This is a genomic window from Asticcacaulis sp. P2_B1 (assembly GCF_056404915.1).
The window spans coordinates 185,640-199,387 of record NZ_JBFUDD010000007.1 but is presented as its reverse complement, the minus strand read 5'-3'; the positions used below and the strand labels follow the sequence as shown (position 1 = coordinate 199,387).

Sequence of the window (13,748 nt, the reverse complement as noted above, 5' to 3'; positions counted from 1 at the left end):
TTACATCGTCACCGTCACCTCCATCCGCCACAGCGAAGGTATTGGAGTTGGTATAGAGGGTGTCGTTGCCCGCACCGCCATCCACGCGTTGCAGATACTGGGAGTTGCGTCCATCGACGACGTCGTTGCCATCACCGCCGTATAGATTGCCTGTGTAGTAGCCGGCCACCAGATGGTCGTTGCCGCCCATGCCGAATATCGGGCTGCCGCCGCCATCGATCAGGGTGTCGTCGAATTCACTGCCTTCGATCCAGCCTGCGACTTCGACATTCTTGATCGTCACCCCGCCAACGGTCTGGCTGGATAGCCGCAGGTCGAAGGTCACGCCGGTCGGCGCGCCCTGGAAGCTGATGAACAAGGTGTCCGTGCCGCTGCCGCCGTCTACGCTGTCACCGTAGCCAGCTGAAATCACATCGTCGCCGTCGCCGCCGGCCAGCACGTCGGCCTCGCCGCCACGGTCGAGCTGCGGCGTAATATATGTGTTGTTATAATAGGGTACGCTGTAGCTGCCCAGCGGGCCGTCGGAATAGAGGATATCGCTGCCAGTGCCGCCGCTCAGCGTATCTGCGCCGGCATCCCCTTCCAGAGTGTCGTTGCCGGCATTACCGCTCAGCCTGTCATTACCAACTCCACCCACGGCTGAATTGTTGCCTGAATCGCCCGTATAGGTATCGTCACCAGCCGTGCCAACAAAATCGGTCATTTCATTCCCCTCTTGCAGACCCCACCCGCCAGCACCCCGCCGGCGTGAGATCGATCCTGCGGAGGGAGGAAGTCGCCACAATTTGGGCGGCTGCGGCACTGGCCGCCAAACATTTCCCCGGATACGGTAACCCCCGCCCTCGCCAGAACTTACTTAACAGGATTTGTGGCCCGTGCAAGGCAGGATTTCAACCGTGAAATAAGCATGTGCCGCGAATTCCGGAGATTCGAACACGAATTACGGTGACAGGTTAAGAAATGCAAAAATTCGCCACCCCTAAACAGCGCCCTTAAACGCAAAAGGGAGACGATGTCCTCACGACACCGCCCGCCTCTCCCCTAACAAATCAGATCGTCCAGATTAGCCGGACGGACGAAGGGTCGCCCCTTTCGCTTCGCCTCCACCACGACCACCTTGCCGTATTTCCGCGGCGCCAGCCGGCCCGCCATCTTGAACCGCGTATCGATCTCCAGCTTGGCGCGGGCGACATTGGTCGGGTTGCTGATAAACGCCCAGGCGCCATCCTTGGCCGCCCGCGGCACCATATCCTTGTCGCGGTCATCGGCAATCTCGACGCAGTCATCCAGCAACATCTCGGCCTGRCGCTCGCGCGCCGCGTCATAGGCGTCGCTAAAGTCGGGATAGAGCYTGCGCCACTGATGGATGGTGCCTTCGCGCGGCAGCGTGCCGTCGGCCTCGGTCATCTTTTTCAGCCCAAGCCGGCTTGTGGCGATGGCCTCGCACACGCGGTCCGAGGCCGCCTGGGAATAGCCGGTCGGGCGCCGGCGTGTCATAACGATATTGGACATGGGAACCTCCATAGAAAAAGCCCCGCCGGCTGGAACCTTGGTGCTGTCATTGATGTCGTCCGTTCGCATCTCGCGATGCTGTCGCAACCATGCCCGGCTTGCCCGGCATTGTCAACAAAATTTACGATAAATAATAATTAAATTGATATTTCGTAATTACTAAACGGTATCATGATGCCCAACCCACCCACGCATTCGTTCGGGATAAAACTCAATCTTTTCAACGAAACACCGGTGCGAATATGTGCCCGGTCTACGCATTCGCTGCACTGCGACATCACCCTGACGCCCACGCCATGGACGGCCTCGGCAAGTATTGCGGAAACCTGCCATCCTCCACACGCGGCTTATCGTCTTCCGGCGTTTCGCCAGTTCGGCGCGAGGGCGATCATCGCCTGAGCGATCGTATGGCCACCGGCGTCGAGGGGCGCATTGACGGTGAGCTCCCGGACCCTTTGGGCGGCCTCGGGGGTTCAGTCATGCTCCAGAAGCAGACTTTTCGCCAACGCGCCTGCGAAACAGCGCCGGTCGAGACGCAAGGCGGTATCGGTTCGGCGGCGAGCGCTTTCGATATTACCGTCGAGAATATCGAGGACGGCAAGCGCGCCGTGCGTTTCGGAAAAGGTGTCGTCCAGAGCTAGCGCATGTTCGAAAATGGTCCGGGCTCTCGGACGATCGTCCGTCGCAAAATGCGCCCAGCCCGCAGCAATCCACGTGCCCAGGTGGCTTTTGAAAAGCGTGGCGCTTTGGTCGATGAAGTTCGCAGCGCCATGCACATCTCCGGCGGCCATAAGAGCCAGCCCCTTACCCAGCAGGTTTCGCGCGCTGTCCGGACGGATGAGGAGACCACGCTCGAAATAGGCCAAGGCGTCATCGATGTGGTAGTCTTGTAAGGTCAATACGCCCAAGGTCGACAGACCCTCAGACGTGTTCTGCGACTTGGAAGCCCATGCGAGGGCCAATTCGGGCATTTGTGAGTCGATAGCGACGAGGGACAGGCCCCCCATCAGTTCCGTGTCATTGGGGCGGCTTTCTGCCAGGGTCACACCGTATTGCAACGCGGCTTCGAGATCGCCGAGACGGTGCAGGGCCTGAACCTTGAGAGTCGCCGCGCCCGGGATCGCCGCGACGGTCGGTTCGTCCAGCAGCTGCGCAACCCGGGCATCATCGCCGGTCATGGTTACCGCCCAAGCGAGATTAAACCTGAGGCTGACGTCGTCCGGCTTTTCCGCCAATAGAGGCTCGAAAATGCCCACCGCGTCGTCAAATCTGTCCTGCTGCAAGGCTACCAGCCCCTTGACGTTCAGCAAGGCCGGCGGTAACGGCGCGATCGCCTCGAAGCGGTCCAGCCATTCCAGAGCTTTATCTGGGCGCCCCGCGTCTACCGCTACCGCACAGGCGTCGCCGATAAGATTGAGATTATCCGGATCATGGTCAAGATAGCCAAGCAGCCGGGTCAATCTATGCCGAGCATCGTTGAGACTTGGTAATTCGCCCATTGTGCATCCGTCACATTAAACGCCCCGGCTTGGGCGAGCGGTGAGTGTTGCTTGACAGCCTAACGAGCCGGGACACCGGCGGCAAGCGGGCAAAATCGTACGATTGAAAATCTGCTTTGCGTTTGTTTTCCCGGCGCAAGGCCAAGGCCGCAACCGAATAGGTCGAGGTGTCGGACAGCGACTCGGCCGCCACCGAACCGCTCTCGGGCGTCGAAACCCGCGACCCGGCATTCGGCCTCCCGGCGACCTGGATAGAGTCCGAATTGCGCGATCAGGCGGAGCGTACGGGCTATATGCTGGTGGATCCCATTACGGTTCTGATGACCCATCTGGGCGAGGTGTTGCGCAACGAGGCCGCACAGCTTTTGTCGCGTGCCGACGTCATGAAGATGCTGGAAGAGGTGCGCGGCCGTCAGCCCGGCATGATCGAAGAGCTGATCCCCTCAATTATGAGCGTCACGGACGTGCAGCGCATCCTGCAAAACCTCCTGGCGGAAGACGTTTCCATCCGCAATATCGACCTCATTGTCGACGCCCTCGTCGATGTCGGCCGTCAAACCAAAGACCATGCCGATTTGACCGAACTTGTGCGTCAGAAACTCAGCCATGGTATCTGCCATAACCTGCGCGCCGGAAGTGACCAATTGGCTGTCCTTAGCCTCAACCCGCGTTTGGAAGCCCAGATCGCCGACAATATCCGTCGCAGCGATGGCAAAAATGGTTTCGTCATCGAGCCCAGGCTTGCCGAACAGCTGATCCGGAACCTCATGCCCATGGTGGACAAGATGATGCAACAAGGCCTGTCCCCTGTTCTCCTGTGCGGTTCGGAAATCCGCCGGCATCTCAAGACCTTTACGCGCAGAACCATTCCGCGTCTGGCTGTCGTATCGGTCAACGAGATTCCGTCGTCGATAGACCTGAGATCCTTCGACATAGTCACGGTCGAATAGTCGCTCCCGTGTCCCCGCTACCGACGACCTTGGCCGACAAGCCCGAGACGCTGTTCAGGGACTGTACGAATTGCATTTCCATAACCGCCAGTTCTTGACACGCGGGCATCGCGACACCCTGACCAGCCACAGATCGAAAACCCGCGGTTCGCGCAGACAGGCCAGGTAGCCGATCACATGGACCACCACGGCTACGACCAACGCCCAGAAGCTGCGCGTCACCAGGAAAGTCTCGGTCGTCACCAGGGCATTGATGATGAAATAGCTATAGGTGACCCCAGCCAGCATCTGGGGTTGGGTCAGTGCCTTGTGGATCGTCGATTTGACAAGTTCCGCCATGACTATCGCACCACTATCGTCGTTCTGCGCCAGCGACTCACAGACGCACGAACTTGACGCTGCTGGCGCGCTGACAGCCATTGACCACAGTATTGCTGACCGAGCCGCTGGAGCCCGTTCCGAAGTTATAGGCGCCGAGATCGACCCAGCCGGAGGTACCGGTGGCGAAATTGACGGTCTTGGTGGTCGTCGACCCGCCGGCCGTGATATCGACCTTGGCCGCAATATCGGCATTGGCGTTGACCGTCTTCCATATCCACACCTCATAGGTGCCCGCCTGGTTGAAGCCCGGCGCATAGGTCGACTTGGCCCCCGCCGTGCAGCTATAGCGCGCCGGGATCAGACCAAACCCGGCCAGGGTGCTGTCGGCCCAGCCGGTGCCGCTTTCGGAATAGCCGTAATAACCGTTGATGACGTACTGGTCGCGCTTGTAGAAGCGGACATTGTCGAACAGCTGCGGCGTACCGCCCACCGTAATCGGCGTCTGATAGGCGATCGCGGTCAGCAGGATGTTGATCGGATCCTGGCGGTTGGTCGCCGGTGAATAGGCGATATGGCAGTATTTGACGTTGTCGACATAGAAGTCGATGCCGGCCTCGGACCAATCGGCGCCATAGGAGTGGAAATCGGTCGAGGTGTTGAACGACGGATTGGGATTGGGGCAGCGCGGCCCACCCAGGTGCGTCGTGCCGTTCCACGTGTTTATCCCGGAGCTGATGGAGAACGGGGACGTGGTATTGATCTCGAAACTGTCGATTTCGAGGTAGCGGTGATCGCCGGAGGTCAGACTGCCTTCGGCCCGCATCATCCAGAAGGAATTGTGCCAGCCATTATTGCTGCTCGTCTTGGCTTGGACTTCGAAATAGCCGTAGCCGAACACCTGCTTGGTCAGGATACCGCCGCCGGTATAGTTTTTGCCGTTGACGGTTTCCTGTTTCATCAGGATGCTGAATTGCCCATTGTCGATGACATCATTGGCCGGCACCTGAGTACTGTATAGCTTGGAGTCGGTGCGGTAATCCCACCTGCTGGTATCGACCGCGGTGCCGCTGAACGTGTCCTCGAAAGCCAGGCCGTATTGCGCGGTGGGTGGCGATGCGTTCACCGCCGTCGTGCAGGCGAGCGAGATCACAGTGGCGGCGGCTAATCGCGGAAGCCTTACTGGAACACGAGTTACTGACATGAATTCCTCCTGTCGTATGTTTTGAAAATACCCCCAAGGTTTGGCTTGCCGAAAAGTGGCCGCCGGTCTCGGATAAGACCAGCGGCCGAGGTTCCGGGAAGGAAGGCTTAGAATTTGCCGCGCAGGGCGATGCTGAAGGTCCGGCCGTTCAGGGCGTAAGAGGATGTCGCCACCTCTTCCGTGCCGTACTTGCGGATCGGGCTGTCGAGCACATTGGAGATCTGGGCATCGAGGCTGTAGTGCGGCGTGATCTGGACGCGGCCGGAGATAGCGAGGTCGTCGCCGGCATCGAAATAGATCGGCTCGCCGCCGGCGCCCAATTGGTCGAGGAACTTGTCGCGGCGGTTATAGGCGACGCGGACGCCGTAACCGGCTTTCTCGTAATAGAGAACGAGGTTGAAATTGTTCTTCGACAGACCAGGAACCGGGATTTTTTCGCCGGTGCGCACCGACTTGGTGCCCGTGTCGCTGTTGATGATGCTGATATTGGCGACCATACCCAGGCCATCGAACGGCGCCGGCAGGAAATCGAAATTGTCCTGATAAACGAATTCCGCCCCATCGATCGTGGCGTCGGCGCCGTTATAGGGACGCGTCACCAGGTAATCGATGCCGTTATAGGTTTCAGTCGTCGCCTTCTTGATGATGAAGCTTTGCAGGTCCTTCTTGAACAGACCCAGCGACACGATCGACGATGGTTTGAAGTAATATTCCGCCGACAGGTCGTACTGCGTCGCCTCAAACGGATTGAGTTCAGCATTGCCGGCCGAGGCGGTAAACGGCGCGGCGGTGGACAGGTTCAGGCCGGGGTTTTGATCGGCCGAGTTGGGACGGGCAATGACCTTGGCGGCCCCGAAACGGATCAGCAGATTGTCGGTCACGGAGGCTTTCAGGGCCAGGCTGGGCAAGGTCTTGGAATAGTCCTTATGCACGGTCAGCGGCTGGACCGGGTTCGAACCGACCTTGTAGCTGCCGATGGCGGTGAACTTGGTTTCGACCTGGCGGACACCGACATTGCCGCTGAGCGGAATGCCGAAGAGCGTGGTGTCGATATCGGTCTGGACGTAATAGGCCGTGTTCTTTTCGCTGGTATCGAAGGAGGCCAAGGGCACGTAGATGTAAGGTGTGAAGGTGCCCGGGGCATAGCCGTGGACATCGTAAGCGTATTTTTTGCCCCCGCCGAAAATGACCGGATAGAGCGCGCTTTGCGGTGAATAGCCGCTGGCCCCGTCCAAGATATCGAGGGTGCGGATTTCATAGGAATCCGACACGGTGTCGGCCGAAATCGGGCCGGTCAACTGGCTTTGATACTTGACGATCGTAACATCCAGTTGCGAGGTGCGCGCGCCGAACTTCAGGTGCGAGAACGGTCCGTCCAAACGATAGTCGGCATCCACGCGGACGGCCGACAGTTTCGAATCCGCCGTGTCGCGGTTGTCGAAATAGTTGGTGAAGTTGAACTGGCTCGGGTCGGTCAGGTTGACRCTGCCCGGCACGGTGAATTGCGGCACGTCGACACCGCGGAAGTCGAACGCGATCACGCTCGGCGTCTTGGTCGTCATACGCAGGAATTGTTGATAGCCGTCCTGCTGGGAACGCGAATAGCTGGCGTCGCCGGTGATCTTGAGGCGCTCGCCCTTCCAGGTGCCGGTCAGTCCGGTCGCCAGGGTATCACCGGAATTGACGTAGGTTTCGGTATTGGTCTGCAAGGACGCCGACAGGCTGCCGGCCAGCAAGGTATTGGCCGGAGAAAAGACCGGATTGGTGTAGGCGGCATAGTTCGATGACAGCGGCAGGGCGAACCACCAACGCTTGCGGTCGATATCCTGCTTCGAATAGAGCAGATCATAGAGGACTTCGATATTGTCCGTCGGCCTCCACTGCAAGGTGGCGTTCAGGCCGGTGCGCTTGCGGTTGTCGTTGATCTGGGTGTCGCGGATGTCGGCCAGGTAATAGGCGCCCGTCGGGGCGCCGGCGCCGGTGAGCGGGACGTAGCCGGAGAAGGAGAAGATCGATTCATCGCGGATATTGCGGTCGGACTGCGACAGGTTGATCAGGCCGGCCAGCTTGTCCGAGAAGTGGTGGGTGAACAGGATCGACGTCCGGTCGCCCCCCTTGCCGGCGCGGTTGTTGTAAAGGCCTTCCGCCGAGAAGGCGATCGTATCGCTCTTCGAGTCGAGCGGCTTGGCGGTGACGATATTGACCGTGCCCGACAGCGCGCCTTCGATATCCGATGCCGCCGCCAGTTTGGTGACATCGAGGCGCTGGATGATTTCCGACGGCAGTTGCGCCAGCAGACCGTAGGAGCCGGTGCCCAAGCTGTCGACACCCGACCCGCCGCGGCCGGCTGAGTCGACGACGTCGCGGCCGTTGACCAGGGTGATATTCTGCGTCAGGCCGCGGATCGACACCTGGGTGCCCTCCCCCAACGAACGCTTGATCTGGACGCCCGACACGCGTTGCAGCGATTCCGCAACATTGACGTCAGGCAGCTTGCCGATGTCCTCGGCGATGACCGAGTCGACGAACTGATCGGAATTGCGCTTGACGGCGACCGCCTTGCGCAAGCCGGCACGCGTGCCGACGATGACCACCTCGGTCGTGTCGGCCGTTGCTGCAGCGGGCGCATCCTGAGCCGCCGGTGCGTCCTGGGCGGTCACGCCGGTGGCCTGAGCGAGACCGACGACACCCAGTGTCAGGGCCAGGAGGCTGGTGTGGAGGCGCAGGCTGGCAGTTGGGAATTTTTTGGTCATTGGTTCGTCCCTGTTGTTTGTTTTTTGGCATCTATCCCGACAGGCGGCAAGCCGACCGTCGTTTTCATAATGTCGCTTTATTAGCAATACATCACGCAGGCGTCGGGCTTTGTCAAGCGGCATAATCACGGTCTGCAAGGACGCGGTTCAGCTGTTGAATAATTGCCACAAGCGCAGGCCTCAGCCGGGAAACAACGCGGCGGACATGGCGAAGCGGGTGCACGAAAGTCCACCGCATAACGTAAAATTATAAAATATTTTCAATTGATTATGAAATCTTCAGCACGGCGCGCATCGCGCTTGAAAGTCTGGCAAGCGCCACGGCAAAACCAGAATCGACCGCTGCTTCCAAAGTCGCCCGAAGACGGCAATGGCGATACGATCGCCTGCTGCGACGCGGCTCGACTGTGGTAAAACTGCTATATGAATAGCAACAATTTGCTGTGATCCAGCCTAATCTTTGAGCTGTTCTGCCGCCGATTTGAGCGCTTCGTACACCGACTGCGCATTGGTTTCGGGAATCCAGCCCGACAAACCGATGGCGGCATAGACCGGCACGCCGACCGTAACCGCCAGGGTATGCTGCTCGATATCGGGCTTGACGCGCAAACGGGCATAACCCTTTTCACGCACTTCCTCGATCGCCTTCAGCAGGCCATCGATGCCGTCCGGGAAACCCTGAACCGGCTTGTCGTGATAGATCTCGCGGATGTAGTCGTTGTCGTGCTCGGCCAGCAAGGCCAGGCCCAGGCCCGAGGTCGAGGCCGGATAGAGGCCTATACGCCCAAGGCTTTCCGTCGCCGACATACCCGGGGGCGAATGGTAGAGAAAGCTGACATTGTCCTTCCACAGGACCCCCATGGCGACAGTCATCCCGAAACGCGCCAGGCCTTCGAGGACCGGCAAGGCGCGGCGGATGAAGCCGGACGCATACAGACTTTGCGCCGTCAGGACGTGCATGCCCGGTCCGCCGATATATTTGCGGTTGGTGGTTTGCCGAACGATACCGAGATAGGCCAGGGTCTTCAAAAGGCGATTGACGCGCGACGGCTCGAAGCCCAATTGACGCGCCAGTTCGCGGCATCCCACCGGCTCCGATGAAATCGCCACAGCCTGCAGCGTAGCGATGCCGTCGATCAGGCTTTGATTGGGTTGGGCATTCAGTTTGGCGCGCATACGGCTCTGGAATTCTTTTTAAGACTCAACTACATATTGCCAGAGAGCGTCATCCGGCTCAACCCCTAATCCATGGCCTTCCGGCACGGTGAATTGTCCCGCCCGGCAAGTCATGTTACCGCGCAGCAACTGGCTGTTCCTGTCGAAGATCGACGGCTGGTATTCGTGATAGGGCAGGTTCAGCAAGGTCGCGGCGGCGTGCAGGGATGCCGCCATGAAGATACCCGTGCCGATCGTGGCGTGCGGCATGATCTTGCCGTGATAGGCCTCGCCCAGCCGCGCCATGCGCATGAATTGCGTCACGCCGGTATGGCCCATTTCGGGCTGCAGGATCGACACCGCGCCCAGTTCGAGACGGGCGCGCGCATCGAAGACCGTGCGCCACTCTTCACCGGCCGCGATGGGGATTTTCGCGGCGCGCGCGATCTGCGCCAGGCCCTGAATGTCCTCGGGCTTGCACGGCGCCTCGACGAGGGTCAGGCGGTACGGCTCCAGGCGCTGGATAAGGGCAATGGCCTCGGCCGGCGTGAACATCCAGTGCAGGTCGACCATGAGTTCGACCCCGGACCCGAGTTCGGCGCGCAAGGCGGCAAAGTCCTCGACGATCGAGTCGTGCGACATGACGGCGTGGATCTTGAAGGCGTTGAAGCCCTTGGCCATCCACTCGCGCGCCAGGGCGATGCGTTCGGCCAGGGTCGGTTTCGGCAGGCCGGAGACATAGGCGGGAATGGTATCCCGTCGGGAGCCGCCCAGCAATTTGTGCAAGGGTTGGCCAGCCAGTTTGCCGCACAGATCCCACAGGGCGATATCGATACCGGCGATGGCGTCGAGATAGAAGCCGGAGTGATAGCCCCTCACCCGCATCAGGTCGTAAAGGTCTTCCCAGATCACCTGGACGTCGAACGGATCGCGCCCTTCGACCACCGGCGCCAACAATTCCTCGATCAACACGCAAACGACGCGCGGTGCGCAGATGCCGTAGGTTTCGCCCCAGCCGATCCGGCCTTCGTGCGTCGTCACCTTGACGATCACCGACTTGTCGGAGGTCGGATAAAGCGTGCGGTTCTCCTTGCGCACCAAGTAGCCACGCGCATTGGGCGCCTCGCCCGGTTTGGCCGCGCCGAGATAGGGCGTGTCGCGCGGGATATCGATGATAAAGGTCTCGATCGATTTGACGCTATCGCGCACATGAACCTCCAAAACGGGAACCTATCCGCTCTTATTGCACAGAAAGCGGGCCGACGAGATCTTTCAGCCGCGCCAACATCAGGCCAAGTTCGACCTGATCCTGGGCATCGAGTTCGGCGCCCGGCGCGCGGGTAAAAGCCGACTTGATCAAGCCGCGGCGACGCATGACTTCCTTGGTCAACCGCCAGCGGAAGACCGCTTGCATGGCCAGGATCGGCAACATGCGCTCATAGAGCTCCCAGACCAGCTGACGGTCACCCGCGGCATGGGCCTTCATCAACTTGACATGGCCCTCAACCAGTTCGATGGCCGGCATGGTGCCGATGGCGCCACGATTGAGCTCGTCGACAATATAGCGGCCGCCAGCGCCGCCAAAGACTCCGGCCAGGTTCGCCGGCGCTCCCTTGCACAGCGTGGTGATGCGCTGACCGCACGGCATGTTTTCTTCCTTGACGTAGTGGATGGCCGGCACGCGGCGGACGACCTCGAGCACCTCGGCGGGCGACAAGGCGATGCCCATCGGCTTCGGGGCATTTTGCAGCATCAGGGGGAGATCGGCGCCCTCGCCCGCATCGCGGTAAAAGGCCGCCAAGCCGTCGATATCGCCGGCATAGACCGACGGCGTGACGATCATCGCCGCTGCCGCCCCCGCCTTTGCGCCGGCCTCTATCAGCACCGGCGTCTCGCCCGGCGTGTGGCCGCTGGCGCCGACGACGAAATCGACCTCGCCCTTGGTGAGTGACCCCAAAAGCGCGATCAGGTGCAGGCGCTCGTCGAGGGAGAGTTGGTCATATTCGCTGGCCAGGCCGGGAAAGACCAGGCAATCGACGCCCTGCTGTATGGCGAAATTGACGATATCGCGAAAGCCGTCCTCGTCAATCTGGCCCGTATCGTCGAAAGGCGTCGGCAACACGGGAGCCGTACCGGCTATGCCCTTGGTCATAAATGAAACTCCGAAATCCTGAACCTTGATAACGCAAGATATATTTATAATAGCAACATGGTCAAGCGCTGAAATGGTTTATCTTCGTGTTATGCCGGCGCCGCCGTCGAGCGCGTAGTGGGCCCCGGTAATCCAGCTCGCATCGTCGGATACAAGAAACAGGGCCAATTTGGCGGCATCTTCCGGCGTTCCCCAGCGACCGAGCGGGTGACGGGCGATATTGGCCGTTATGGCCGGCGCCGGATCGTCGAGCTTTGCGTAGCCGCTGCGCAGCAAGGGTGTGTCAATCGATGCCGGCTGGATGGTATTGACCCTGATACCGTCCGGCGCCAGTTCAAACGCCAGCGTCTTGCAAACGCTGTCGAGCGCCGCCTTGGACGCGGAATAGGCCCCGAGATTGGGCGTGGCGTATTTGGCATTGATGGAGGATACGAACAGGAAAACGCCGCCTCCGCGCGCTTGCATCGCCGGCGTGAAAGCTCTGGCCAGACGGACGGCGCCGAAGACATTGACGTTCATGATGCGGGCATAGTCGGCCGTCGCCGTGTCGATGATGGCGCCGTTGACCGAGATGGCGGCGCAATGGATGACGATGTCCACAGCGCCCAGTTCGGTAGCAACCTGCGCAGCCGCAGCCGCCACCGCTTCGTCGTCGCCGAGATCGCACAGGATCGACAGGCCGGTTTGCGCCGGTTTGAGGTCGAGTGACGCTACGGTGGCGCCGGCGGCTTGCAGCCCTTGCGCAATAGCCTGGCCTATGCCGCTGGCGGCGCCGGTGACGACGGCAAACTTTCCCGAAAAATCCATGCCCTAGTCTCCTGTTGTCGCGGCGGCTTTAACCGGGCGGACAGCTGTCAACCACAGCACCAAACCGATGGCTATGGGATAAGCGAACGCCATAATCACGAACATCGGCTTGTACGACACCGTCGCCACCAGTTGCCCGATCAACCAGGTCGTGCCGATGCCGCCCAATCCGCTGCAGATACCGGCAAAAGCGAAGACCTTGCTGATGCTGCGTGCCGTGAACAGGTCCGTCGGCAAGGCCGTCATATTGGTCTGCCAGTACATATGGAAGAAGGCGACGGCCGCAGCCAGGCCGAGGCTGACCGCAATCGGTGGCGCGAAAGCGTTGAACAGACCGACCGGCGCCAGTACGCAGGTCACCCCCATGACCCACAGCTTGGCGGCCTTCGATGTCATGCCCCGCTTCGTCAGCCAACCGGAAAGACTGCCACCGATCAGGCACCCCAGGCCCGCCGCAGCATATACGATCCAGGCGACGCGGCCCATTTCGAGGGTCGAGAGGCCGCGTTCGTCGGTCAGGTATTTCGGAAACCAGTTGAGATAGAAGTACCAGACCGGCCAAGTCAGCATGAAACCGAGCACGATGCCCCAAACCTGAGGCGTCGTCACCGCGCGCCACCAAGTCGGAATATCGATATCGCCTTCGACGATCGGTGCGCTGACCTCGACGGCCTTGCCGGTCCCGCCGATCCGCCCCATGTACCACATCCAGGCAAAGGACCAGACGATACCGATGGCACCCATGATAACGAAGGACAGCCGCCAGCCGGAAACCTCATTGATCCAGGTAATCAGCGGTGGCGAAACCGCGGCGCCGAACATGGCCGTCGCCGTATAGATGCCGATGCCCAGCGCCCGTTGCCTGGGCGGGAAAAAGGCGTTGACCAGGGCCGGCGCCGCGATGAAGTTGCCGACCTCCGCCAGGCCCAGGGCAAAACGCGTCATCGCCATCTGATGCGGATCGTGGACCAGGCCCGACAATCCGCTGGCGATCGACCACCAGGCGACAAACAGGGGCATGGCCAGGCGCGCGCCGAGGCGATCGATGACCCAGCCGGATACGATATTGCCGCCCATATAGGCGAACATGAAGACGGTGACGATGAAGGCATAGCCCTTGTCGTCCATGTTCAGAGCCGCCTGGATAGGCCGGGACAGCAGGGCCAGGGTTTGGCGGTCGACATAGTTGAGGAAGGTCGACACCGATAACAGAGCGATAATAATCCACTTCACGGTGTCGATGCTGTTGCCGGGCGCGGCATTGGCCTTCATGATACGCAGTCCTGTCCTGTATTTTTTGTCGCCCGACGCAGCATAGCATGCGCCGGCATCACGCAGGATAGGCATAATACATTTATAATAGCAACATAACTTTCGTCAAAATGCTGATTGGCCGTT

12 protein-coding genes are annotated in these 13,748 nt (G+C 60.2%); 1 reads left to right on the top strand and 11 read right to left on the bottom strand.

The features are described 5' to 3' along the window. From AC1DX3_RS16390 to AC1DX3_RS16380, 3 genes are all read right to left on the bottom strand, one after another. A partial coding sequence (locus tag AC1DX3_RS16390; protein ID WP_476990389.1) for a calcium-binding protein occupies positions 1-703 on the bottom strand: 703 nt, incomplete at its 3' end. Between the two features lie 338 nt (positions 704-1,041). Then, entirely contained in the window at positions 1,042-1,512 is a 471-nt protein-coding gene (locus AC1DX3_RS16385) for a terminase small subunit-like protein (protein WP_476990388.1), read from the bottom strand. A gap of 473 nt (positions 1,513-1,985) precedes the next feature. After that, positions 1,986-3,011, bottom strand: a complete 1,026-nt coding sequence (locus AC1DX3_RS16380) for a tetratricopeptide repeat protein (protein WP_476990387.1) — start codon at positions 3,009-3,011, stop codon at positions 1,986-1,988. Between the two features lie 167 nt (positions 3,012-3,178). Here AC1DX3_RS16380 and AC1DX3_RS16375 point away from each other — a divergent pair, with 167 nt between their 5' ends. Beyond that, complete coding sequence (locus AC1DX3_RS16375) at positions 3,179-3,961, top strand: FHIPEP family type III secretion protein (RefSeq protein WP_476990386.1); 783 nt, start codon at positions 3,179-3,181, stop codon at positions 3,959-3,961. Between the two features lie 54 nt (positions 3,962-4,015). Here AC1DX3_RS16375 and AC1DX3_RS16370 read toward each other — a convergent pair whose 3' ends face one another. The 8 genes from AC1DX3_RS16370 to AC1DX3_RS16335 all read right to left on the bottom strand — a co-directional run bounded on the left by AC1DX3_RS16370 (position 4,016) and on the right by AC1DX3_RS16335 (position 13,697). Next, complete coding sequence (locus AC1DX3_RS16370) at positions 4,016-4,300, bottom strand: VirB3 family type IV secretion system protein (protein ID WP_476990385.1); 285 nt, start codon at positions 4,298-4,300, stop codon at positions 4,016-4,018. Between the two features lie 37 nt (positions 4,301-4,337). Further along, positions 4,338-5,483, bottom strand: a complete 1,146-nt coding sequence (locus AC1DX3_RS16365; protein WP_476990384.1) for a family 16 glycosylhydrolase — start codon at positions 5,481-5,483, stop codon at positions 4,338-4,340. A 107-nt stretch (positions 5,484-5,590) separates the two neighbouring features. Beyond that, positions 5,591-8,236, bottom strand: a complete 2,646-nt coding sequence (locus tag AC1DX3_RS16360) for a TonB-dependent receptor (protein WP_476990383.1) — start codon at positions 8,234-8,236, stop codon at positions 5,591-5,593. Positions 8,237-8,689: 453 nt separating this feature from the next. Continuing rightward, complete coding sequence (locus AC1DX3_RS16355) at positions 8,690-9,412, bottom strand: IclR family transcriptional regulator (protein ID WP_476990382.1); 723 nt, start codon at positions 9,410-9,412, stop codon at positions 8,690-8,692. A gap of 18 nt (positions 9,413-9,430) precedes the next feature. Beyond that, positions 9,431-10,600, bottom strand: coding sequence for a mandelate racemase/muconate lactonizing enzyme family protein (locus AC1DX3_RS16350; protein WP_476990381.1), 1,170 nt, complete (start codon positions 10,598-10,600; stop codon positions 9,431-9,433). 31 nt (positions 10,601-10,631) lie between these two features. Further along, complete coding sequence (locus AC1DX3_RS16345; RefSeq protein ID WP_476990380.1) at positions 10,632-11,543, bottom strand: dihydrodipicolinate synthase family protein; 912 nt, start codon at positions 11,541-11,543, stop codon at positions 10,632-10,634. 78 nt (positions 11,544-11,621) lie between these two features. Then, a complete protein-coding gene (locus AC1DX3_RS16340) occupies positions 11,622-12,350 on the bottom strand; it encodes an SDR family NAD(P)-dependent oxidoreductase (protein WP_476990379.1) in 729 nt (242 codons plus the stop codon). Between the two features lie 3 nt (positions 12,351-12,353). After that, positions 12,354-13,697: an MFS transporter gene (locus AC1DX3_RS16335; protein WP_476990378.1), complete on the bottom strand. Its 1,344-nt coding sequence runs from the start codon at positions 13,695-13,697 to the stop codon at positions 12,354-12,356. Positions 13,698-13,748 lie beyond the last annotated feature (51 nt).

Bases quoted from the DNA above. Each gene is read 5' to 3' on its own strand.
- AC1DX3_RS16380 (WP_476990387.1), bottom strand. From the start codon at position 3,011: ATGGGCGAATTACCAAGTCTCAACGATGCTCGGCATAGATTGACCCGG.
- AC1DX3_RS16365 (WP_476990384.1), bottom strand. From the start codon at position 5,483: ATGTCAGTAACTCGTGTTCCAGTAAGGCTTCCGCGATTAGCCGCCGCC.
- AC1DX3_RS16340 (WP_476990379.1), bottom strand. From the start codon at position 12,350: ATGGATTTTTCGGGAAAGTTTGCCGTCGTCACCGGCGCCGCCAGCGGC.
- AC1DX3_RS16345 (WP_476990380.1), bottom strand. From the start codon at position 11,543: ATGACCAAGGGCATAGCCGGTACGGCTCCCGTGTTGCCGACGCCTTTC.
- AC1DX3_RS16335 (WP_476990378.1), bottom strand. From the start codon at position 13,697: ATGCCTATCCTGCGTGATGCCGGCGCATGCTATGCTGCGTCGGGCGAC.
- AC1DX3_RS16355 (WP_476990382.1), bottom strand. From the start codon at position 9,412: ATGCGCGCCAAACTGAATGCCCAACCCAATCAAAGCCTGATCGACGGC.
- AC1DX3_RS16370 (WP_476990385.1), bottom strand. From the start codon at position 4,300: ATGGCGGAACTTGTCAAATCGACGATCCACAAGGCACTGACCCAACCC.